This window comes from Cyanobium sp. BA20m-14 (assembly GCF_024346295.1).
Window position 1 is genome coordinate 1 of sequence record NZ_JAGQCR010000002.1, and the last position, 19568, is coordinate 19568.

At 65.2% G+C, this 19568-nt stretch carries 28 protein-coding genes and 1 tRNA gene; 8 read left to right on the forward strand and 21 right to left on the reverse strand.

Annotated features, from left to right (window positions below):
- The 16 genes from rplR to rplC form a co-directional block, all read right to left on the reverse strand.
- A partial coding sequence (rplR, locus tag KBZ07_RS00275; protein ID WP_254929744.1) for a 50S ribosomal protein L18 occupies positions 1 to 309 on the reverse strand: 309 nt, incomplete at its 3' end.
- A gap of 32 nt (positions 310 to 341) precedes the next feature.
- The gene (rplF, locus tag KBZ07_RS00280; protein ID WP_254929745.1) at positions 342 to 881 is read right to left on the reverse strand and encodes a 50S ribosomal protein L6; all 540 of its coding nucleotides are present in this window, start codon (positions 879 to 881) and stop codon (positions 342 to 344) included.
- A 17-nt stretch (positions 882 to 898) separates the two neighbouring features.
- Positions 899 to 1300: a 30S ribosomal protein S8 gene (gene rpsH, locus KBZ07_RS00285; protein ID WP_197147999.1), complete on the reverse strand. Its 402-nt coding sequence runs from the start codon at positions 1298 to 1300 to the stop codon at positions 899 to 901.
- Between the two features lie 19 nt (positions 1301 to 1319).
- Positions 1320 to 1859, reverse strand: a complete 540-nt coding sequence (gene rplE / locus KBZ07_RS00290) for a 50S ribosomal protein L5 (RefSeq protein WP_197148000.1) — start codon at positions 1857 to 1859, stop codon at positions 1320 to 1322.
- Between the two features lie 100 nt (positions 1860 to 1959).
- The gene (gene rplX / locus KBZ07_RS00295; RefSeq protein ID WP_254929746.1) at positions 1960 to 2316 is read right to left on the reverse strand and encodes a 50S ribosomal protein L24; all 357 of its coding nucleotides are present in this window, start codon (positions 2314 to 2316) and stop codon (positions 1960 to 1962) included.
- Between the two features lies 1 nt (position 2317).
- On the reverse strand, positions 2318 to 2683 hold the full coding sequence (gene rplN, locus KBZ07_RS00300) for a 50S ribosomal protein L14 (RefSeq protein ID WP_254929747.1): 366 nt from the start codon (positions 2681 to 2683) through the stop codon (positions 2318 to 2320).
- 13 nt (positions 2684 to 2696) lie between these two features.
- Positions 2697 to 2948: a 30S ribosomal protein S17 gene (rpsQ, locus tag KBZ07_RS00305; RefSeq protein WP_254929748.1), complete on the reverse strand. Its 252-nt coding sequence runs from the start codon at positions 2946 to 2948 to the stop codon at positions 2697 to 2699.
- A 15-nt stretch (positions 2949 to 2963) separates the two neighbouring features.
- Complete coding sequence (rpmC, locus tag KBZ07_RS00310; RefSeq protein ID WP_197148004.1) at positions 2964 to 3188, reverse strand: 50S ribosomal protein L29; 225 nt, start codon at positions 3186 to 3188, stop codon at positions 2964 to 2966.
- Positions 3189 to 3191: 3 nt separating this feature from the next.
- The gene (gene rplP / locus KBZ07_RS00315) at positions 3192 to 3635 is read right to left on the reverse strand and encodes a 50S ribosomal protein L16 (RefSeq protein ID WP_254929749.1); all 444 of its coding nucleotides are present in this window, start codon (positions 3633 to 3635) and stop codon (positions 3192 to 3194) included.
- A gap of 16 nt (positions 3636 to 3651) precedes the next feature.
- Complete coding sequence (gene rpsC, locus KBZ07_RS00320) at positions 3652 to 4380, reverse strand: 30S ribosomal protein S3 (RefSeq protein WP_254929750.1); 729 nt, start codon at positions 4378 to 4380, stop codon at positions 3652 to 3654.
- A 19-nt stretch (positions 4381 to 4399) separates the two neighbouring features.
- Positions 4400 to 4753, reverse strand: a complete 354-nt coding sequence (gene rplV, locus KBZ07_RS00325; protein WP_197148007.1) for a 50S ribosomal protein L22 — start codon at positions 4751 to 4753, stop codon at positions 4400 to 4402.
- A gap of 4 nt (positions 4754 to 4757) precedes the next feature.
- Entirely contained in the window at positions 4758 to 5033 is a 276-nt protein-coding gene (gene rpsS, locus KBZ07_RS00330; RefSeq protein WP_197148008.1) for a 30S ribosomal protein S19, read from the reverse strand.
- 35 nt (positions 5034 to 5068) lie between these two features.
- Positions 5069 to 5932 carry a 50S ribosomal protein L2 gene (rplB, locus tag KBZ07_RS00335; protein ID WP_254929751.1) on the reverse strand — a complete coding sequence of 288 codons (864 nt, stop codon included), beginning with the start codon at positions 5930 to 5932 and terminating at the stop codon, positions 5069 to 5071.
- Positions 5933 to 5947: 15 nt separating this feature from the next.
- Positions 5948 to 6250, reverse strand: coding sequence for a 50S ribosomal protein L23 (locus KBZ07_RS00340; RefSeq protein ID WP_197148010.1), 303 nt, complete (start codon positions 6248 to 6250; stop codon positions 5948 to 5950).
- Positions 6243 to 6878, reverse strand: coding sequence for a 50S ribosomal protein L4 (gene rplD, locus KBZ07_RS00345; protein WP_254929752.1), 636 nt, complete (start codon positions 6876 to 6878; stop codon positions 6243 to 6245). The genes KBZ07_RS00340 and rplD overlap by 8 nt, the downstream gene beginning before the upstream one ends.
- 11 nt (positions 6879 to 6889) lie before the next feature.
- Positions 6890 to 7537: a 50S ribosomal protein L3 gene (gene rplC / locus KBZ07_RS00350; protein WP_254929753.1), complete on the reverse strand. Its 648-nt coding sequence runs from the start codon at positions 7535 to 7537 to the stop codon at positions 6890 to 6892.
- Positions 7538 to 7991: 454 nt separating this feature from the next.
- Here rplC and KBZ07_RS00355 point away from each other — a divergent pair, with 454 nt between their 5' ends.
- From KBZ07_RS00355 to recA, 6 genes are all read left to right on the forward strand, one after another.
- Positions 7992 to 8453, forward strand: a complete 462-nt coding sequence (locus KBZ07_RS00355) for an NAD(P)H-quinone oxidoreductase subunit N (protein WP_197148013.1) — start codon at positions 7992 to 7994, stop codon at positions 8451 to 8453.
- The gene (locus KBZ07_RS00360; protein WP_254929754.1) at positions 8431 to 9483 is read left to right on the forward strand and encodes an LdpA C-terminal domain-containing domain; all 1053 of its coding nucleotides are present in this window, start codon (positions 8431 to 8433) and stop codon (positions 9481 to 9483) included. Before KBZ07_RS00355 ends, KBZ07_RS00360 begins: the two co-directional genes overlap by 23 nt.
- A complete protein-coding gene (locus KBZ07_RS00365; RefSeq protein WP_254929755.1) occupies positions 9480 to 11159 on the forward strand; it encodes an AAA family ATPase in 1680 nt (559 codons plus the stop codon). The genes KBZ07_RS00360 and KBZ07_RS00365 overlap by 4 nt, the downstream gene beginning before the upstream one ends.
- Positions 11160 to 11241: 82 nt before the next feature.
- A tRNA-Gln gene (locus KBZ07_RS00370) sits at positions 11242 to 11313 on the forward strand.
- A gap of 12 nt (positions 11314 to 11325) precedes the next feature.
- On the forward strand, positions 11326 to 12090 hold the full coding sequence (locus KBZ07_RS00375; protein ID WP_254929756.1) for an HAD family hydrolase: 765 nt from the start codon (positions 11326 to 11328) through the stop codon (positions 12088 to 12090).
- Positions 12091 to 12266: 176 nt separating this feature from the next.
- Positions 12267 to 13463 (forward strand): recombinase RecA, encoded by a 1197-nt coding sequence (recA, locus tag KBZ07_RS00380; RefSeq protein ID WP_254929757.1) that lies wholly within the window; start codon positions 12267 to 12269, stop codon positions 13461 to 13463.
- Between the two features lie 33 nt (positions 13464 to 13496).
- Here the strand turns inward: recA and KBZ07_RS00385 are convergent, their stop codons facing one another.
- Genes KBZ07_RS00385 through KBZ07_RS00395 form a run of 3 tightly spaced genes read right to left on the reverse strand, consistent with a single transcriptional unit; the run spans position 13497 to position 15654 of the window.
- Complete coding sequence (locus KBZ07_RS00385; RefSeq protein ID WP_254929758.1) at positions 13497 to 13874, reverse strand: DUF1815 family protein; 378 nt, start codon at positions 13872 to 13874, stop codon at positions 13497 to 13499.
- A gap of 53 nt (positions 13875 to 13927) precedes the next feature.
- A complete protein-coding gene (locus KBZ07_RS00390) occupies positions 13928 to 14176 on the reverse strand; it encodes a DUF2839 domain-containing protein (protein ID WP_254929759.1) in 249 nt (82 codons plus the stop codon).
- Positions 14177 to 14214: 38 nt separating this feature from the next.
- Positions 14215 to 15654, reverse strand: coding sequence for a helicase (locus KBZ07_RS00395; RefSeq protein WP_254929760.1), 1440 nt, complete (start codon positions 15652 to 15654; stop codon positions 14215 to 14217).
- Between the two features lie 66 nt (positions 15655 to 15720).
- On the opposite strand from KBZ07_RS00395, the gene KBZ07_RS00400 reads away from it, so the two are divergent.
- A complete protein-coding gene (locus KBZ07_RS00400; RefSeq protein ID WP_254929761.1) occupies positions 15721 to 16644 on the forward strand; it encodes a prephenate/arogenate dehydrogenase in 924 nt (307 codons plus the stop codon).
- A 28-nt stretch (positions 16645 to 16672) separates the two neighbouring features.
- Here KBZ07_RS00400 and crtD read toward each other — a convergent pair whose 3' ends face one another.
- The gene (crtD, locus tag KBZ07_RS00405) at positions 16673 to 18187 is read right to left on the reverse strand and encodes a C-3',4' desaturase CrtD (protein WP_254929762.1); all 1515 of its coding nucleotides are present in this window, start codon (positions 18185 to 18187) and stop codon (positions 16673 to 16675) included.
- A gap of 37 nt (positions 18188 to 18224) precedes the next feature.
- Here crtD and KBZ07_RS00410 point away from each other — a divergent pair, with 37 nt between their 5' ends.
- Positions 18225 to 19193, forward strand: a complete 969-nt coding sequence (locus KBZ07_RS00410) for a fructosamine kinase family protein (RefSeq protein ID WP_254929763.1) — start codon at positions 18225 to 18227, stop codon at positions 19191 to 19193.
- Here the strand turns inward: KBZ07_RS00410 and KBZ07_RS00415 are convergent.
- On the reverse strand, positions 19123 to 19563 hold the full coding sequence (locus tag KBZ07_RS00415) for a CAAD domain-containing protein (protein WP_254929764.1): 441 nt from the start codon (positions 19561 to 19563) through the stop codon (positions 19123 to 19125). The genes KBZ07_RS00410 and KBZ07_RS00415 overlap by 71 nt on opposite strands.
- Positions 19564 to 19568: the final 5 nt, after the last annotated feature.

The following is a 19568-nucleotide window of genomic DNA, read 5'->3' on the forward strand; positions in this document are numbered from 1 at the left end:
GTACAGGTTGCCGCCTCGATCGAAGACCACCTGCTGGATGCCCTGGGCAAGGGCCCGTTTGGCGACCAGCTCACCCACGGCCACGGAGGCATCGCAGGTGGCGCTGGTGGTGAGGCTGGTGCGCAGGTCCTTGTCGAGGGTTGAGGCCGCACAGAGGGTGTTCTGGGCGTCGTCGTCGATGACTTGGGCGTAGATGTGGTTGTTCGAGCGGAACACGGCCAGCCGCGGGCGGGCGGCCGTGCCACTGAGTAGGCGACGCAGGCGGCGGTGACGCTTCTGGGTCTGAAATTTGCGGGTGATGGAAGACATGGCAATACAGGGTAACGACGCTCAGGCAGGCCTCACTTCTTACCGGTCTTTCCGGCCTTGCGCAGGATGCGTTCACCCTGGTATTTGATCCCCTTGCCCTTGTAGGGCTCGGGCGGACGAATGGCGCGCACTTTGGCCGCTTCGTTGCCCACCAGCTCCTTGTTGGCGCCTGAGACCAGCACGGTGGTGTTGCCCTCGACGGAGAAGGTGATCCCATCAGGGGGCACCACCTCCACCTGGTGGCTGTAGCCAGCGGAGACCACCAGCTTGCTGCCCTGGAGGGCGGCGCGGTAGCCCACGCCGATGATTTCCAGCTTGCGGGTGTAGCCCTGGCTGACGCCTTCGACCATGTTGGCAACAAGGGTGCGGCAGAGGCCGTGGCGCTCCCGGGAGCGCCGGGTCTCACTGGTGGGTCTCACCACCAGGGTGTTGCCGTCCTGGGAGATCTGCACCCCATCGGGCAAGGTGCGGCTGAGTTCGCCCTTCGGCCCCTTCACGGTGACTGCCAGACCATGGAGGCTGACACTCACTTTGTCGGGGAGGGGAATGGGTGCTTTACCAATACGTGACATGAATCAATCTCCCGGAATCAGTAGACGTAGCAAAGCACTTCGCCACCGACGCCCTGCTTGCGGGCGTCGCGGTCGCTCATCACTCCCTTAGAGGTGGAGATGATGGCCACTCCCAGGCCGCCCAAAACTTTGGGCAGCTGGCGATTGTTCTTGTAGATGCGCAGGCCAGGCTTGCTGACCCGCTGTACGGAGCGGATGGTCGGCTGGCGATGTTTGCCGCTGTACTTGAGCTCCAGCACCAGGTGCTTCTGCACCCCCTCGCCCTCTTCGGAGATGGCGGCGATGAAGCCCTCCTGCTGCAGCACGTTGGCAATGTTGCGCACCAAGCGGGAGGCAGGGATCTTGGTGGTCTCGTGACGCTTCTCGCTCGCATTGCGAATGCGGGTGAGCATGTCTGAAATTGGGTCGTGATTGGCCATAGGTCGGGTCCGAAGAGGGCTAGTTGCTGCGGAACGGCATTCCCATCTCGCGGAGGAGGGCCCGGCCCTCTTCGTCGTTACGGGCGTTGGTCACGATCGTCACGTCCATACCTCGGATCGCATCGATTTTGTCGAATGAGATCTCGGGAAAGATGATCTGTTCGCGGATCCCCAGGGTGTAATTTCCACGGCCGTCAAAGCTCTTGGGGCTGACGCCCCGGAAGTCGCGGATACGCGGCAGAGCGAGGTTGATCAAGCGCTCCAGGAAGGCGTACATCCGCTCGCCCCGCAGGGTGACAGCCACCCCAATGGGCATGCCTTGGCGGATCTTGAAGCTGGCGATGGCCTTCTTGGCGCGGGTCACTACCACCTTCTGACCAGTGATAGTGGCCAGCTCGGTAATAGAGGCTTCAAGGGCCTTGGCGTTCTGGGCTGCTTCACCGAGGCCCCGGTTGAGGGTGACTTTCACCACCTTGGGAACTTCGTGAATGTTGGAGAGATTCAGATCCTTGAGGAGTTTGGGCTGAATCGTCTCCCGGTAGCGCTGTTTCAGGGACATGACGGGAGGGGGGATAGGCGCTTCTGGTCGGGGTCAGAAGACTGGGGAGGGGGCTGGGGCCGGAGGTGGGTCGGTCAGAACAGGTGAGCTGGGGTGGGGATCAAGCCAAGATTTCTCCCGTCTTCTTGAGACGACGCTTTTTGCTGCCGTCCTTTTCCACCACGATCTCAACTCGGCTGGCCACTTTTTGTGTGGTTGAGTAGAGCATGACGTTGGAGGCGTGCAGAGAGGCTTCCTCGGTGACGATTCGGCCGCTTTCGCCTTCCTGTGTGGGTTTGACGTGACGGGTGCGGAGGTTGATGCCCTGCACTACAACCCTGTTGTCGTAGGGCAGGGTGCGGAGCACCTCACCGGTCTTGCCTTTTTCCTTGCCAGCAATCACCTGAACGGTGTCGCCTTTTTTGAGTCGCATCTTGATGCGCTCGGATGTCTTGGCCTTGGGGGTTGCGGTGGCCATCTCAGATCACCTCAGGAGCAAGGGAGACAATCTTGGTGAAATTGCGCTCGCGCAATTCGCGGGCCACGGGACCGAAAACCCGGGTGCCCTTGGGGTTGTTGTCGGTGCCCAGGATCACGGCGGCGTTGTCGTCAAACCGGATCGAGTTGCCCGTGTCGCGGCGCAGGGTGGCCCTGGTGCGCACCACCACGGCTTTCACCACATCAGACTTCTTGACGCCCATGTTGGGCGTGGCGTCTTTGACGGCTGCGACGATCACATCGCCCACGTGGGCGTAGCGACGGTTGGTGCCGAGCACCCGGATGCACTGGATGCGTTTGGCGCCGCTGTTATCAGCGACGTTTAGATAGGTTTCTTGTTGAATCATTGGTGGGTTCTCCTCAAGCTGACGTGCTGTTGGTAAGAACTTCGGCCACAGCCCAGCGCTTGGTGCGACTGAGCGGGCGGGTTTCGGTGATGCGAACCCGGTCGCCCACTTTGCAGCTGTTCGCTTCGTCGTGGGCTTTGTAGCGGGTGGTGCGACTGACCGTCTTTTGATAGATGGGATGGGGGAAGCGGTTTTCCACCGCCACCACCACCGTTTTGTCCATCTTGTCGCTGACGACGGTGCCGACCCTTTCCTTGAGTGCCATGGGATCGAGGGGGTATCAGGAGGCTGAATCAGCCTTGGTGGCGGAGCGTTGCTGCTCTTGCTGCACCGTGAACAGGTGGGCCAGCTTGATGCGGGCTTCCTTGAAACGGTGCGTGTTTTCCAGCCGACGGGTGGCCTGCTGGAAGCGCAACTCAAACAGTTCACGCCGGGTGGCGTTCACCTGTTCGTTGATCTGGTCGCCGCTGAGCTTGCGCGTATCGGCGATGTTGGGCTTTGCCATGGGTCAGGCCTCCACAGGAGCTGCAGTTTCCTGATCCGCCAGGGTCAGGAATTTGGTCTTCAAAGGAAGCTTGTATTGCGCCAGGCGCATGGCTTCCTTGGCTATTTCGGGGGTGATTTCGGCCCCACCCATCTCGAATAGAATCCTGCCTGGCTTGATTACAGCCACCCAGAACTCAGGGTTGCCCTTGCCGGAACCCATGCGGGTTTCGGCGGCACGCATGGTGACGGGCTTGTCTGGGAAGATTCGGATCCAAATCTTGCCCCCCCGCTTGACATGGCGGGTCATGGCCCGGCGGCTGGCCTCAATCTGGCGTGAGGTGATCCAGCCACATTCCTGGGCTTGCAGGGCAAACTCACCGAAGGCAATCGTGTTGCCCCGGGTGGCGACACCGCGCATGCGGCCTCGTTGCTGTTTGCGGAATTTGACGCGTCTTGGACTCAGCATGGTTCAGGGCTCCTGATCACTCTTTGTTGGAGCGGTCTTCAAACTGTTGCGGCTGCCGGTTGGTGCGGCGGCGGGGGGCCGCACCAACGGGTAGCTGCTCCTTCTGGCCGGGCAGAATTTCGCCTTTGAATACCCACACCTTGATGCCCAGAACCCCATAGGTGGTGCTGGCAAGTTTGGTGGCGTAGTCGATGTCGGCGCGGAGGGTGTGCAGGGGCACGCGACCTTCGCGGGTCCATTCGGTGCGGGCGATTTCGGCGCCGTTGAGGCGACCGCTCACCTGGATCTTGAGGCCGAGCACACCAGCCCGTTGGGCCCGCTGCACCGCCATGCGGATGACCCGGCGGAAGGCAACCCGCTTCTCCAGCTGCTGGGCGATGTACTCAGCGAGCAGAAATGCGTCGGCGTCTACCCGCTCCACTTCCACTACATTGATGCGCACCTGGCGGTTGCCATCGCCGAGGGTTTGCTGGATGCCGGTGCGCAGTTCCTCAATGCCACTGCCCTGGCGGCCAACAAGCACGCCGGGACGAGCTGTCTTGAGTTCGACTTCCAATTGGTCGGCCTTGCGGGCAATCAGCACATCGCTGATGCCAGCAGCGCCGTACTTCTTATGGACGAATTTACGAATCCGGTCGTCCTCCTGGAGGAGGGTTGGATAGGTTTTGCTTGGTGCGTACCAACGGGAGCGGTGGTCCTGGGTGATCCCCAGGCGCAGGCCGGTTGGATGGATCTTGTGTCCCATCAGTCGGTGTCCTCGGGGGTCAGGTGGAAGGAGCCACAGCAATGCTGATGTGGCAGGTTTGTTTCTTGATCGCGTAGGCACGGCCCTGGGCGCGGGGGCGGAAGCGCTTCAGGCACGGTCCCATGTCGGCGATTGCCGAAGCGATCACCAAGTTGGCAGGATCCAGGCCCATGTTGTGCTCGGCGTTGGCCACCGCAGAGCGCAGCACCTTGGTAATAGGGCCGGTGGAGCGGTAGGGCATGAACTCGAGCATGATCAGGGCCTCGCGATAGCTGCGGCCACGGATCTGGTCGAGAACCCGACGCACCTTTGACACGGAACCGCGGATGTAGCGGCCGTGGGCGAGGGCTTGGTTGGAAGTGGTGTTTGCCATAGGTTCAGCGGCCTCCTTTCTTATCCTTGATGTGGCCCCGGAAGGTGCGGGTGGGGGCGAATTCCCCGAGTTTGTGGCCCACCATCTGCTCCGTCACATAGACGGGAACATGGGATTTGCCGTTGTGAACTGCGATTGTGTGGCCAATCATCATTGGCAGGATAGTGGAAGCCCGAGACCAGGTTTTGATCACGGTCTTATCGTCAGCCACGTTTTGCTTTTCAACCTTGCGAAGCAAGCTGTCGGCAACAAATGGCCCTTTTTTGAGTGAACGTCCCATGGCGGATTAAGCGAACAGCAAAGCGGTGTGGACCATTAGGAATCGCGTCCGCCCCGACTCCGTTTGGAGACCCGGCGACGTTTCCGAAGCACAAACCGATTGCTGGGTTTGTTCCGCTTACGGGTTTTGTAGCCCAGGGCAGGTTTGCCCCAGGGGGTGACCGGCCCAGAGCGGCCGATCGGGGCACGGCCCTCACCACCACCATGGGGGTGGTCGCAGGGGTTCATCACCGAACCGCGCACTTCCGGGCGGCGGCCCAGCCAGCGCTTACGGCCGGCTTTGCCGAGACTGGTGTTACGCACCTCTGAATTGCCCACTTCGCCCACGGTGGCGTAGCACTCCCTTCGTACCAGGCGCACTTCGGTGGAGGGCAGCTTGAGGGCGACGTAGTCCCCCTCTTTGGCAACAACCTGGGCACTGGCCCCGGCGGTGCGCACCATCTGGCCACCCCGGCCGGCATAGAGCTCCACGTTGTGGACGCTCGAGCCAAGGGGGATGGCGGCCAGCGGTAAGGCATTGCCGGTTTCAATCGGCGAATCGGGGCCGGAGATCACCTGTTGGCCCAGTTCAATCCCTGCGGGGGCAAGGATGTAGCGCTTTTCGCCGTCGGCGTAGAAGAGCAGGGCCAGACGGGCGTTGCGATGGGGGTCGTAGTGGATGGCGGCCACCTTCGCAATTACGCCGTGCTTGTCGCGGCGGAAGTCGACGATGCGGTAGAGGCGCTTGTGGCCACCACCGCGGTGGCGGCAGGTGATCACGCCGCGGTTGTTACGGCCCTTGCGGCGGTGTTTGGCGATAACCAGGCCCCGCTCGCGGCCGCGTCCAGTGATTTCGGAGAAGTCACTGGCGACGCGGGTGCGGGTGCCGGGGGTGATGGGTCGGTAGTTACGGATTGCCATGACGTTTCAGATCCCTCAGGACTCCGGGAAAAGCTGGATGGCGTTGCCCTCGGCCAGGCGCACCACCGCTTTCTTCACCTGGGCACGTTTGCCGGCGAAGCGTCCCACCCGCCGGGAGCGGCGGGGCGGATTCATGGTGCTGATGCCGATGACCTTGACGTCGAACATCTGTTCAACGGCCGCCTTGATGTCGGGCTTGGCAGCCCGATGGTCCACCTCAAAGGTGTACTGGTTCTGTTCGAGGGCGCGGGTGGCCTTCTCGGTGATCAGCGGCCTGCGGATCACATCCGCAAGCCGGCTTGAAAAGCGCTCAGCCATCGCCGTAAACCTCCTGAATCTTTGCGAGTGCTTCTTCGCTCACGACCAACTTGTTGGCGTGGAGCAGGTCGAACACGTTGAGCTGATCAGCGGCGATCAGCTTCACCTTCTCGAGGTTGCGGACGGAACGTCGCACAGCCTCCGAGGCCCCATCGAGTACCACCAGCACCTTGGCGCCAAGCTCGATGCCGAGGCGGGCGAGAGCTGCGGTGATCTCTTTGGTTTTGGGGGTGTCCAGCCCCGCTCCAAAGCCCTGAACCACAATGATGTCGTCGATGCGGCTCATCAGGGCGGTGCGCAGGGCCAGCCGACGTTCCTTACGGTTCATCGTCAGGGTGTAGCTGCGTGGCTTGGGGCCAAACACCACGCCGCCGCCGGGGCGGAGCGGGGTGCGGATCGATCCCTGGCGGGCCCGACCGGTGCCCTTTTGCTTGTAGGGCTTGCGGCCGCCACCAGCCACTTCGGCCCGGGTGAGGGTACTGGCCGTGCCCTGGCGGGCATTGGCCAGTTGGCGCACAACGGCGCGGTGAATCAGATCGGTCGCAGACGATTGCTTGGCGACTTTGAGGTCGAGGGCAGCCTTGCCGGCTTCCTTGCCTTGCCAGTCACGGATTACGCATTGAGTCATCGGTGTTCTCCTCAGTTCCCAGCTTTGGCGCCCACCCGGTTCGCCGGGCGGATGTTCAGCAGGGCGCCGGGCTTGCCGGGCACTGAACCTTTCACCACCAGCAGGTTGCGTTCGGCATCCACTTTGAGGATGACGAGGCCACGGGTGGTGATCTGTTTGCCGCCATAGCGGCCCGCCATGCGCTTGCCCGGGTAGACCCGGCCTGGCGTGGTGCCAGCGCCGATCGAGCCAGGCTCACGGTGGTTCTTTGAACCGTGGGTCATGGGGCCGCGGCTGAAGCCATGGCGCTTTTGCAGGCCGGAGAAACCCCGCCCCATGGTGTCGCCGCTCACGTCCACCTTCTGGCCGGCCTCAAAGGCCGTGACGGAGATGGAGCCACCCAGCTCGAGGCCATTGACGCTGTCAACCCGATATTCCTTCAGGTGGCGCAGAAGATCTTCGCCCGACTTGCTCAAGTGCCCCTTGGCCGGCCTGTTCACGAGCTTTTCGCGAATGTCGCCAAAACCAAGCTGCACGGCGGTGTAGCCGTCGGTGCTGGTGCTTTTAATTTGGGTGATGCGGCAAGGCCCCGCCTCGATCAATGTGACCGGGATGGAGTTGCCCTCTTCATCGAAGAACTGGGACATGCCCAATTTCTTCCCAAGGATGCCGATAGACATAGGAGGGGAAACAACGCCAGCTGGACCACCGCTTGCCCGGAGCACAGGGCTCGAACACAACGGTGAAGCTGACTCAATCGAAGAACTGCCTGGCCCTGCCCAGGTGGGCGCTTTGCGTCTTTCGAAGTAGAACTTCGCCAGGCGCTGATGCGATTTCCAAGGGCTAGCAAGGCTGATCTGGATCGGATCAGCGCGGCTGGGACTTTTCAGAACCGGACCGGAAATCCCGAGGGACAAATTCCAGTGCGTTCTGGCAGTTTCCCGACGGAGCCTGGGCCTATGGGGGCCTCAGATCCGTACTGGCCGAAGCCGGCCACCACCACTGGTGACCGGGTGCCGTGAGCTGGAGGCCCGGCTAGCGGACGGGCACAGTTCAATGGCACAGCATCCAACCCTACAACACAACCTCCCCACGAGCTGGCAGACTCCCCTAACAGCCCAGCGAACCCCTGCGATGCCTCTGCTGCTCTCCGGTCGCGGTTTTAAGCGGGATCTTGAACAGGCTGGGGCCCTGGCACTGTTTGCCCCCCTGGAGGGTGGGGCCGAGACCCGCCTGCTGCGGCGGCTGCGGGCCGCGGGCTACCGGGCCCAGCTCAGCTCAGCTCGAGGATTGGGCGATCCGGAGGCCTTCCTGTTTCAGCTCCACGGCGTACGCCCACCCCATCTGGGTCACCAGAGCGTGGGAAGGGGGGCCGCGGTGGGTGAGGTGCAGAGGGTGATGCCCCAGTTGGGGGCCCTGCTGGAGGGCAGCCAGCCGATCCTGCTTTGGCTGCTTGAGGGTCAGGTGCTTTCCCAGGCGGAGCTCGGCTCCCTGGTGGCGCTTTGCCGGCGGGAGCCGCGGCTGAAGTTGGTGGTGGAGATGGGGGGCGCTCGGGCCCTGCGCTGGCAGCCCCTTGAGCAATTGCTTGGTGCCTGAAGGCCTGGAGCCGGAAGCGGCCCTGTCCCGGGGCCACTGGGTCAAGCTGATTTGCGGCGCCAGCAACCAGGATCTGGCAGCCATAGAAGATCTTAGCGGCATCTTTGCCCTGGCCGGGGTTCATTGCATCGATGCGGCCGCCGACCCTGCCGTGGTGGCGGCCATCCGTCGCGGCTTGGCCTGGGCTGGGGCCCGGGGCTCTGGACGGCCCTGGTTGATGCTGAGCCTCAGTGATGGGGCCGATCCCCATTTCCGCAAGGCCTGGTTCGATCCCCGTCGCTGCCCGAAAACCTGTTCCCGCCCTTGCGAACGGGTCTGCCCAGCCCTTGCCGTTGGGGTGGCGGCCACCGGGGAACCTGGGGTGCTGGCCGAGCGCTGCTACGGCTGCGGCAGGTGTCTACCGGCCTGTCCCCATCACCTGATCGAGGAGCGGGGGCAGGTGTTGGCTGGGGATGGGGTGGCGCCCCTGCTGGCCCAGCTGCGGCCCGATGCGGTGGAGCTCCACACCCAGCCGGGTCGGGGGGAGGCCTTTGCTGAGCGGGTGGCTCAGTTGGTTGCCAGCGGGGTTTCCTTGCGGCGGGTGGCGGTGAGCGCTGGTCTGGAGGGCACGGCCCAGTCGTCGCGCCAGCTGGCTGCGGAGCTCTGGCAACGGTTCGGCGTGCTGCGCAGGGAGGGCATGCTCCCTCTCTGGCAGCTTGATGGCCGGCCGATGAGTGGCGACGTGGGGGCAGGCACGGCCGCTGCGGCCGTCGGCCTGGCCGCGGCCGTGCTGCCCCTGGCACCGCCTGGCCCGGTGCAGTTGGCGGGGGGAACCAATGCCCATACGCTCCTCCAATTGGCGGCCAGGGCCCCATTGCGGCGCCAGATCGCCGGGGTGGCCTTTGGGGGGGTGGCCCGTCGGCTGCTGCAACCGCTGCTGCTGGAAGCCCAGCACCGGGGCCGGTCCCTGCTGGCCGATGGGCTGCTCTGGCCCCAGGCCTTGCGGCTGGCCCAGGGCCTGGTCAATCCCTGGTTAGAACGGGTGCAGTGAATCGGCCCCAGCGCGTCACCGACGATCTCGATCGCCTGCTGGAGGTGCTGCCCCAGGTGGTGCAGACCTGCCTGGCCACCGAGGCTGCGCGGGATCAGCTGATCGAGGTGGTGCTGGATCTAGGCCGGGTGCCAGAGGCGCGCTACCCCGCCCGGGCGGTCAGCTTGGGGGCGGAGCCCCTGGGTCGGCTCGAGTTGGCAGCAGTGGTGGAGAGGGTTGGGGCCTTCGGCGGTGACAACCGCGCCGGCATCGAGTGCACCCTGCATCGGATCAGTGCGATCCGCAACCGCAGTGGGGAGATCGTCGGCCTCACCTGCCGAGTGGGCCGCTCCGTGTTCGGCACGGTGGCGATGGTGCGCGATCTGCTCGATGGGGGCAACTCCCTGTTGTTGATGGGTCGCCCTGGTGTCGGCAAAACCACCGCCCTGCGGGAGATCGCCCGGGTGCTGGCCGACGACCTGGGCAAGCGGGTCGTGGTGATTGACACCAGCAACGAGATCGCCGGCGACGGTGACATCCCCCACCCAGCCATTGGCCGGGCCAGGCGCATGCAGGTGGCAAGGCCCGAGCTGCAGCACCAGGTGATGATCGAGGCGGTGGAAAATCACATGCCCGAAGTCATCGTGATTGATGAGATCGGCACCGAATTGGAGGCCCAGGCGGCCCGCACGATCGCCGAGCGGGGCGTGATGCTCGTGGCCACTGCCCACGGCAATGAGCTGACCAACCTGATCAAAAATCCCACCCTCTGCGACCTGGTGGGCGGCATCCAGTCGGTGACCCTGGGGGATGAGGAGGCGCGCCGGCGCCGCACCCAGAAAACAGTGCTGGAAAGGGCGGCGGATCCCACCTTTCCCTTGGCGGTGGAGATGCACAGCCGCCACCGCTGGCTCGTGCATCGCGATGTGGCTCGCACGGTCGATCTGTTGCTGCGGGGCCAGAGCGCCCGCCCCGAAATCCGAGAGCTTGGGGCGGGCGGAGAGTTGCGGCTGCAGGAGAGCCCATCGCCATCTGCGTCGCTATCCCCATCTCCATCGCCTTCTTTATCGCCATTGCGATCCCCATCTAGATCCCCCGGCCTGGCTCCCCGACCCCTGAGTCGGCCCGAGACTCCCTCCATCCACCCAGTTGGCGTCGAGCCAGCCTGTTCCAGCCCCGCCCCTACGGCGCCGTCCCTACTGCGCCTGTACGGGGTGGGAATCAGCCGCAGCCAGCTGGAGCAGGTCGGGCGGGCCCGCCAGTTGGCTGTGGAGGTGGTGGGCAGCGTGGAGTTGGCCGATGCGGTGCTCAGCTTGCGCCATGAGCTCGGCCGTGATCCCCATGTGCGCCGGCAGGCCCAGCAGCTTGGCCTGCCGATCCTGGTGTTGAAATCTGCGGCCCAGCCCCAGCTGCAGCGGGCCATGGAGCGGTTGCTCGAGCGGCACCGCCAGCAGCACGCCGATCCGGATTCAACCGCTGTGCCCCCCTGCCTTCAGGGTGACGATGCCCACGCTGGCCTGGAGGAATGTCGGCTGGCGGTGGAGCGGGTGGTGCTGCCCAATGGCCAGCCCGTCGAGCTGTTGCCCCGCAGCCCTCGGGTGCGCCTGCTGCAGGCCGAACTGGCCGGCCGCTATCGGCTGCGCACCGCCGAGTTTGGTCGAGGGGCGGAGCAACGGCTGCGGGTGTTTCCGGCTTGATTTCCCTGTCTGCCCGGGTCGCGGTTGACGAAGGACCGGCCGCTATGGGTAACTATCTAGGCACCGGCATGGCCGGCTGCATTGGGTCGTCGCCAAGTGGTAAGGCAGCGGGTTTTGGTCCCGCCATTCCTAGGTTCGAATCCTAGCGACCCAGTTTTGAGGCCCCATGCCAGCGGCATTCGATTCCCCTGCCCCCTTGGTCGTCTTTGACCTCGACGGCGTGTTGGTGGATGGCATGCCCGAATACTGGTGGGCCGCCAGGACTGCGGCGCTGCAGCTCGCCCCCCGGCTGCAGCTCCCAGAATCGGCGCCTGCTGCCTTTGGGCGCTTGCGGCCCCTGATCCACAAGGGCTGGGAGATGGTCCTGATGGCCGCTGAGCTGGGCCGGGACGAGCTCGACATAGAACACCTTTTGAACGATTACCCAGCTGCCCTGGCCTCTGCCCTGGCTCGCTGGAATTGGCCCGCTGGCCTGCTGCAGCAGCAGCTGGAGCAGGTGCGGGCTGGCGCCATTGGCATCGATGAAGCGGGCTGGTTGGCCCGCCACCGGTTTTACCCCGGGGTTAAACAGCGGCTGGTGCGTTTGGCCGAGGACGGGGCGGCCTGGGCCGTGCTCACCACCAAGGGTGCCCTATTCGCCGCCAGGCTCCTGGAGGCTGCGGGGCTCAGGCCTGAAGCTCTCTTTGGCCACGAGCAGGGGAGCAAGGTCGAGGTGCTGCGGCATCTCCAGACCCAAGGGCGTCCCCTCTGGTTCGTCGAGGACCGTCGCCCGACGCTGGAGGCGGTGCGGGCTGATCCGGAGCTGGCCATGGTGCGCTGTTTCCTGGTGAGTTGGGGCTACCTGGGCCCGGGGGATGGCCAGGACCTGCCGCCCACCATTGGCTGGCTCACTCCGGAGGCCTTTTCAGCCCCCCTGGCGCAATGGCCCTAGTCGGTTAGAGTACGCCCGTACTATGAGCAATTGGTACGCCGGCCATTTTTGGTGGCACTTGCTCTCTAGGGGGCGCAGGATTGCTTCCTGAGTCCGTCCCCCCTCTCTGCTGGTCTTTTCTGCCCAGTTTCTGACCAATTTCTGACCAGCTTTCCGCCCCGTTTCCAATTGTCGCCATGGCTGCCGATCCCCGCTCCAATTCCCTTTCCTCCCCTTCCCCCAGTTCGTCCGTGTCTTCCTCCTCTTCAGCTTCTCGCCCGTCTGCCGGTGCCGCCGCTGAGCGTGAGAAGGCCCTGGGGCTAGTGCTTAACCAGATCGAGCGCAATTTCGGCAAGGGTTCGATCATGCGATTGGGGGATGCTTCCCGCATGAGGGTGGAAACCATCTCCACCGGGGCGCTCACCCTTGATCTGGCCCTTGGTGGCGGCTACCCCAAGGGTCGGGTGGTGGAGGTTTACGGGCCGGAGAGCTCTGGTAAGACCACCCTCACCTTGCATGCCATTGCCGAGGTGCAGAAGCGCGGCGGCGTGGCCGCTTTTGTGGACGCGGAGCATGCCCTCGATCCCGTCTATGCAGCGGCCCTTGGTGTTGACATTGAAAACCTGCTGGTCTCCCAACCGGATACCGGTGAGATGGCCCTGGAGATCGTCGACCAGCTGGTGCGTTCAGCCGCCGTGGACATCGTGGTGATCGACTCGGTGGCGGCCTTGACCCCCCGCGCTGAAATTGAAGGCGAAATGGGCGACCTGGCTGTGGGTGCCCAGGCTCGCCTGATGAGCCAGGCCATGCGCAAGATCACCGGCAACATTGGCAAGTCAGGCTGCACGGTGATCTTCCTCAACCAGTTGCGCCAGAAGATTGGCGTTACCTACGGCAATCCGGAAACGACCACGGGCGGCAACGCCCTCAAGTTTTATGCCTCTGTGCGCCTTGACATCCGCCGGATTCAGACCCTCAAGCGGGGCACCGAGGAGTACGGCATCCGCGCCAAGGTGAAGGTGGCCAAGAACAAGGTGGCGCCTCCCTTCCGCATTGCTGAGTTCGACATCCTGTTTGGCCGCGGCATCAGCACCCTGGGCTGCCTGCTGGATCTGGCCGAGGAAACCGGTGTGGTGGTTCGCAAAGGGGCCTGGTACAGCTACGAGGGCGACAACATTGGCCAGGGCCGCGACAACACGATCATCTGGCTGGAGCAGAACCCCAAGCAGGCTGAGCTGATCGAGCAGCTCACCCGCCAGAAGCTCAAGGAAGGCTCCGAAGTGACATCTAACTCTATGAAGCCCCTGGCGGCAGCGGCCAAAGCAGCTGCCGCCACTGGCTCCGTAAAGGAGGATTCGGCGACGGAGCTGGCCGATCTGCCGGTGGCGAGTTGAGCCAGTCAGCTCAGCCCCCGGCCAATCCAGGCCTCAGGGGCGGCTGAAAGCGCCCTTGGATCGGCCAGGGAGCCCTGGGGATGCAGCTGACTTGCTGGGGGCGTTGGGGCTCTGCAGCACCTGGGCCAGGCGCTGCAGCTCCTGGATGGCTTCGGCCCCCTCCAGCTTGACCAATTCGTGGCCGTCGTGGGATTCGACCCAGCTGATGCCGAAATCGGACACCAAAAAACGCACCATGTGTCTGGTGTCCAGGTTGGCCACAAAAGAGGCGCCGTGGCCGTCGCGGCCATCACCGCAGATGTAGCAGGTAGCCGCGATGCCGCGTTCCTGCAGGCTTTTGGCAAGGGCCTGGAGGCTCATCACCAGGTCTTGAACCACCGACCGGTATTGCTCGGCAAGGCGTGGAAACACGGCGGCTACCCCAGTGGCCACTCATCATAATGTTTTCTTCAGATTCTGGCGAATCAGCCGTCGGCCAGCGTCCACCAGCCCGCGGCGGGCCCGATGAAGCGAACCGCCACCCAGAAGAGCACCAGGGCTCCGATCCCCACCCAGGCCGCCTTGGTGGTGAGTTTTACGAAGCGATCGGCCTGGTTACGGCTGAGGGGTAGCCAGGCAACGATGCGCGGCGAAGTATCGGCTGGCCTGGCGCCTGATGACTTGATCCCCTTGGGTGGCAGGCCCTGGCTGCTGCGGCGCTTTGCTTCCCCCATTGCTTCAGCGTCTCCTTTGGTGCGGTGAGCAATTAAAGCTAGTGAGGCAGCAGACGTCTGAGGCTCACCCAGGGTTCCAGAGCGAGTAAGACCTGGCGCCCCCAGCTCCGCCCGCGCAGGCGGCCATCCAGAATCGCGAGCCTGCCCCCTTGGCGACGCAAGCCGGCCACCCCCAGTTCCAGTCGATTGAGGCCATCGGGAAGCAGGAATTCCCGAAACCAGTCTTGCCCTGACTGACGCATGGCCAGCACCCGGGCGGCGGTGAGGGGATCTTCCAGGCTGGCGATCGGCAGTAAGGCCACCACGATCTGGCCCGGTAGCGGTAGCCGTTGCTGCTGGTTGAGCCACCAGTCCCAGCGGGCACAGATCACTCCATTGCTCTCGGGAGCGGTGTGCTCGTGAACCACCCGACTGCCGAATTCAGCAGCTAGCCCACTGGTGAGGTTGAGGCGCAGGGCTTCGTCATCGATCAGCACCACCGTTACCCCCCCTTGGCCAAGCACCAGCCTGCGAGCGTGGTCCAGCAGGTGCTGGCCGTAATGGGGGCTGTTGGGCAGGGGTTGGCGAAGGGGGGCATAGAGGGGCAGGGGGTCGGCTAGGGGCGGATCTCCCAGGTTCACGGTCACGTTGGGCTGCAGGCCCAGCTCCACAGAGGGCCCCCTGGACAATTGGCCCAGCACCACCGCACCGCGCCGGATCAGCAGGCCCTTCAGGGCCGCCAGGGGGTCCAGCGGTTGGCGATGTAATTGCCATTGCAGCAGCTGGGGATTGACCTGGGCCCAGCTGGTCCAACCGCTTCCCCTGGCGGCCAACCAGGCCGGCCAGGGGGCGGGCAGGGGTTCGAGCAACTGCAGCAGGTGACGCAGGGGTGCTTCGTCTTCAGGCGCCAGTCCCACCAGCTGGTTGGGGTGAGCAGGATGGCTGAGGATGAGCCGGTTGAGGCGCTCGTGCAGGCTCAGCAGGCTCGCTTCTGCCGTGGGCTGGGCCCGGCGTAACTGGTCCCAGTGCTGGGGCGTCAGCACCACCTCCAGGGCCTCCCTGAGCAGGCTGTCGAGATGTTCGGCCTCAGGCAGCACCAGTTGCCTCTCCCCGAGCCAGCCCTGCTGCCAGGCCCCCACCAGTTGGCGGTGATTCAAAAGCCAGACGCGGCCATCGGCAGGTGGATGGTCCCCCTCAAAACAGGCCAGAGCCAGGCTCGGGTCGGCCCTCCCCAGCCGGGGCAGCTCTACCTGCAGCAAGCGTTGGCGGGTGCCATCGCTAACCACCAGGGCCAGGGGGCATTCACTCAGGGCCAGGGGCACCAACAGGCTGATCCACCAGCTGGGATCGCAGCCCGGGGCAAGCCGCACAAAGGTGTGGTCGCTACGGCGCAGGCTGCGGGCCACCAGGCGGCTGAGGCTCAGGTGGTGGGGCCAGGGCTCGCACCCTTCCCGTGCAAGCAGGGCCTTGAGTTGTTGGTGGACGCGGGCTTCGAGCATTCCCAGGCGGCCAACAGGATCGGATCGTAGGAAGCTGGCTACACAATTCCTGTCTGTGGATGCTCGATGGCGTCTGTTCCCCTGCCCGATAGCAGCGATGGCCTGGCGCCGGATCCCTGGCGCCAGCAACCCGTGGGTGTGGTGGGCCTGGGGTTGATCGGCGGTTCCCTGGGATTGGATCTGCAGCGGCTTGGCATTGGGGTTCGGGGCCTGGTGCATCGCGCCACCACCGCCGAGCGCGCCCGCCAGAGGGGCCTGGCAACGGAGGTGAGCACAGATCCCGCCGTGCTGGCTCCCTGTGGCCTGGTGGTGCTGGCCCTGCCCCTTGATCGCCTGTTGGACCCCGATCCCGGCCTGCTGGAGGCCCTGCCGCCCCAGGCGGTGATCACTGATGTGGGTTCGGTGAAGGAGCCGGTGCTGGAGCGCTGGCGGGCTCTGCATCCGCGATTTGTGGCCAGCCATCCCATGGCAGGTAACGCTGAGGCGGGAGTGGAGGCAGGGGTGGTGGGCCTGTTTCGCCAGCGCCCCTGGGTGGCCACGCCGGAGGCTGGCACCGACTTGGAAGCCCTGGGGGTGGTGCGGAATCTGGCAGAGCTCGTGGGGGCCCGCTGGCTCACCTGCCCAGCTGGGGACCATGACCAGGCGGTGGCAATGATTTCCCATCTGCCCGTGCTGTTGGGGGCGGCCCTGTTGCGGGCAGCAGATTCAGGCGTGGCCCCGCCGAAGCTGGTGCGCCAGCTGGCTTCGAGTGGATTTGCCGACACCACGCGGGTGGGGGGGGGCAACCCGCTGCTGGGCTCCCTGATGGCTCGCTGCAATCGTGATGCCCTGTTGGCAGCCCTCGCCGCCTATCGCCAGCAACTTGGCGAGTTAGAGGATTTGCTGCAGCGGGGTGATTGGGCTGCGCTGCAGCGGCAACTGGAGGGCTGCCACCAGTTGCGGCCCCAGTTTGTGGGCCCGAGCGTCCCTGCAGAAACAAGTAGCTCTTGAACTGAGCTCCTGAACCGAGATCCAGAACTCAGCGCCCGAACTCAGCAGCGGTGTCCAGGGTCAGTACCTGGCCCCGCCGCGCCAGCAACTGGCGGCAGGCCATCAGGGCTGAGAGCGCCACGCCGGCGGTGCCTTCGCCGGGGTGAATCGAGTCGCCGCACAGCCACAGGCCTGGCAAGGGGGTGCGGCTGGCCAGGCCGAAGGGCCCGAAGCGACTGGGATGCTGGCCGAGGCCCCCCACAAAGCCGAAGGGGCGGCCCGTCCAGCGGGCGAAACCTCGCGGGGTGGCCAGCTCGCCGTGGCGCCATTGGTTGGGGGCAATTCCCAGCTGCCTTTGCAGCCCCCGTTGGATGCCTGCCAGGGCTTCGGCTTTGGCGTGGCCATAGGCCTGGCGGCTGAGGGCAAACCAGGGGCGCGCCGGGGTGAACACGCTGGCGATCACGGTGGCCTGGCCGGCCGGGGCCCGGCCATCGCCCTCGCGGCTCACCGACACAAACAGGGAGCCCGGCTCGTCCCAGTCGAGCTGCAGGTGTGCGGGACAGTCGCTCTGCAGCAGGCTCCGGTCCACGGCCCCGTAGAACACCACTGCTCCGGAGGGATCGGGGAGGCTGGCCAGTCGGCGCCGATAGCCCCCAGGTAGCTGCCCTGGGAGCAGGTCGGGCAAACTCTGCACCGGCAGGGCCAGCACCACATCGGCAGCTGCCAGCGCAAAGGGCTGCGGCTGCTCGCCATGGACAACCCAGCCCTCGCCAGTGCGCTCGAGCTGCGTCACCCGGTGCCCCAGCCGCAGCTTGCCGCCGCCCGCCGCCAGGGCCTGCTCCAACTGCTGGCTGAGTACCTGCATTGAGCTCTCCAGATGCCATAGGCCCAGGGGTTCCTGACCCATGGCCAGCACGGTGGCGCCATAGAGGGCGGCGGTGCGATCGGCTGGCTCCTGGGAGTAGAGCCGCAGTTGCAGATCGAGAAAGCGGCGCAGACGCGGATCGCAGCAGCAGCCCGTGAGCCTCAGCAGATCGGCCACGGTGGCGGTGATCAGCAGGCCACTGGCCAGGTTGGCGGGACGCAGGGTCGGCAGAAGTTGGGCCAGATCCCAGGGGCTGCGGGGGGGCAGCACGGGATCCCGGCCGGCGAAGGCCCAGTTGGCCTGGTGCAGGGCGGCGCAGAGTTGCCAGAAGCGGCCGCTGCCTGGAAATTGCTGCTCCCGCTCTGCGGCCCAGCGGGCTGGATCGCGCCAGATCCGCACTGGTGGTCGGCCATCGCCCAGGTCCACCACGCAGGCCGGATCTAGGGGTGTTGCGGCCGGCAGAGGCAGCTGGAAGTGCTCCAGCAGGCGCCGATGGCTGCCGCCGGGTTCCAGGCCCGCCACCTGGGTCGCTCCCACGTCGAAGGTGTAGGGCCCGCGGCGGAAGGTGCCGGCACAGCCGCCGCTCTGGTGGTGGGCTTCAAGCAGATGAACCCCCAGACCGGCCTTGGCCAGCAGGGCCGCCGCGCTGAGACCGGCGATGCCGGCTCCCACTACCACCACATCAGGGTGCGTCTGCATCGGGGCATGCTGGCAGCTGCCTCCCCGCCACGGCGCCATGGCTGCCGCGCCCGCCGATCCCCTCACCGCCTGGCTAGAGGATCGGCTCGGCCGCCGCCTGGTGGCGCGCACGCCGGTGGGCGGGGGCTGCATCCACCGGGCCTGGCGGTTCCAGTTTGCCGACGGGGGCATTTTGTTTGCCAAAACCAACAGGGCCTCCGCCCTGCCCCTGCTTGGGGCGGAAGTGGAGGGACTCCTGGCGTTGGCGGCCCACGCGCCAGAGGGCCTGGTGGTTCCCGAGCCCCTCGCCTGGGGGACGGCCGCTGATCAGGCCGTGCTGGTGATGCCCTGGCTGGACCTCGACGGGATTGGTGGGAGCTCGGGCGACACCGCTGCGGTGTTTCGATTGGGCCAACGCCTGGCGGATTTGCACCGGGCCAGCGCCGCCAGCTCGGCGGGCCAGGGCTATGGCTGGCCGGCCGCCAACTTCATCGGTTCAGCCCCCCAAGCCAATGGTTGGCGATCCAGCTGGGGCCAGTTCTTCGTCGAGTGCCGGCTGGCCCCCCAGCTCGCCTGGGCCGCAGGAAGGAGCAAGCCGCTGCAGGGAGCTGCGGCCCTGCTGGAGCTCGTGCCGCAATGGTTGGCAGGTCACCCTGCCGAGCCGGTGCTCGTGCACGGCGATCTCTGGTGTGGCAATGCGGCCTTGCTCAGCAATGGCAGTGGGGTCATCTTTGACCCTGCCTGCTATTGGGGGGATCGGGAGGTCGATCTGGCGATGGCCCAGTTGTTTGGCGGCTTTTCGCCCAGCTTCTTTACGGGCTACACCAGTCGCTGGCCCCTTGCGCCCGGGGCCAGCGGGCGGGTGGCCCTCTACAACCTCTATCACTTGCTCAACCACGCCAACCTCTTTGGTGGCAGCTACGGGCAAAGGGCCCAAGCCTCCATCCTCGAACTGCTCAGCCGAGGTATTCCTGGCGGAGGTTCTGCAGCTTCGACACCACAGCACCGCGTTTCTCACTGGTGGTGAGGTTCTGCCAGCTCCAATTGCCCACCACCACCAGGCCCAGCAGTTCAAGCAGGCCTGGCACCACGGGCAGAAGATTGATGGTGTCGAGCACTCCCTTGATCAGGATCTGGGCCACGATCACCGCCAGGATCACCCCGGTGGACTTGCCGATCCGGCCCATCTGGCTCCAGTCCACCTTGTCGAGGGTGGCATTCACCTTGGTCAGGATCTCGCTGTAGCGCTCTGTGAAGCTGACCTCGGATTTGGCGTCGGCATCGGAAGTGGCTTCTGAGCCGCTTGCTGAGCCGGTTTCGGATCCAGTGGTGGCAGCGCCTGGCTCCACTCCAGTGGCAGTTTCCTGCTCAACTGCTTCGGGGGTGGTGTCACTCATGGACC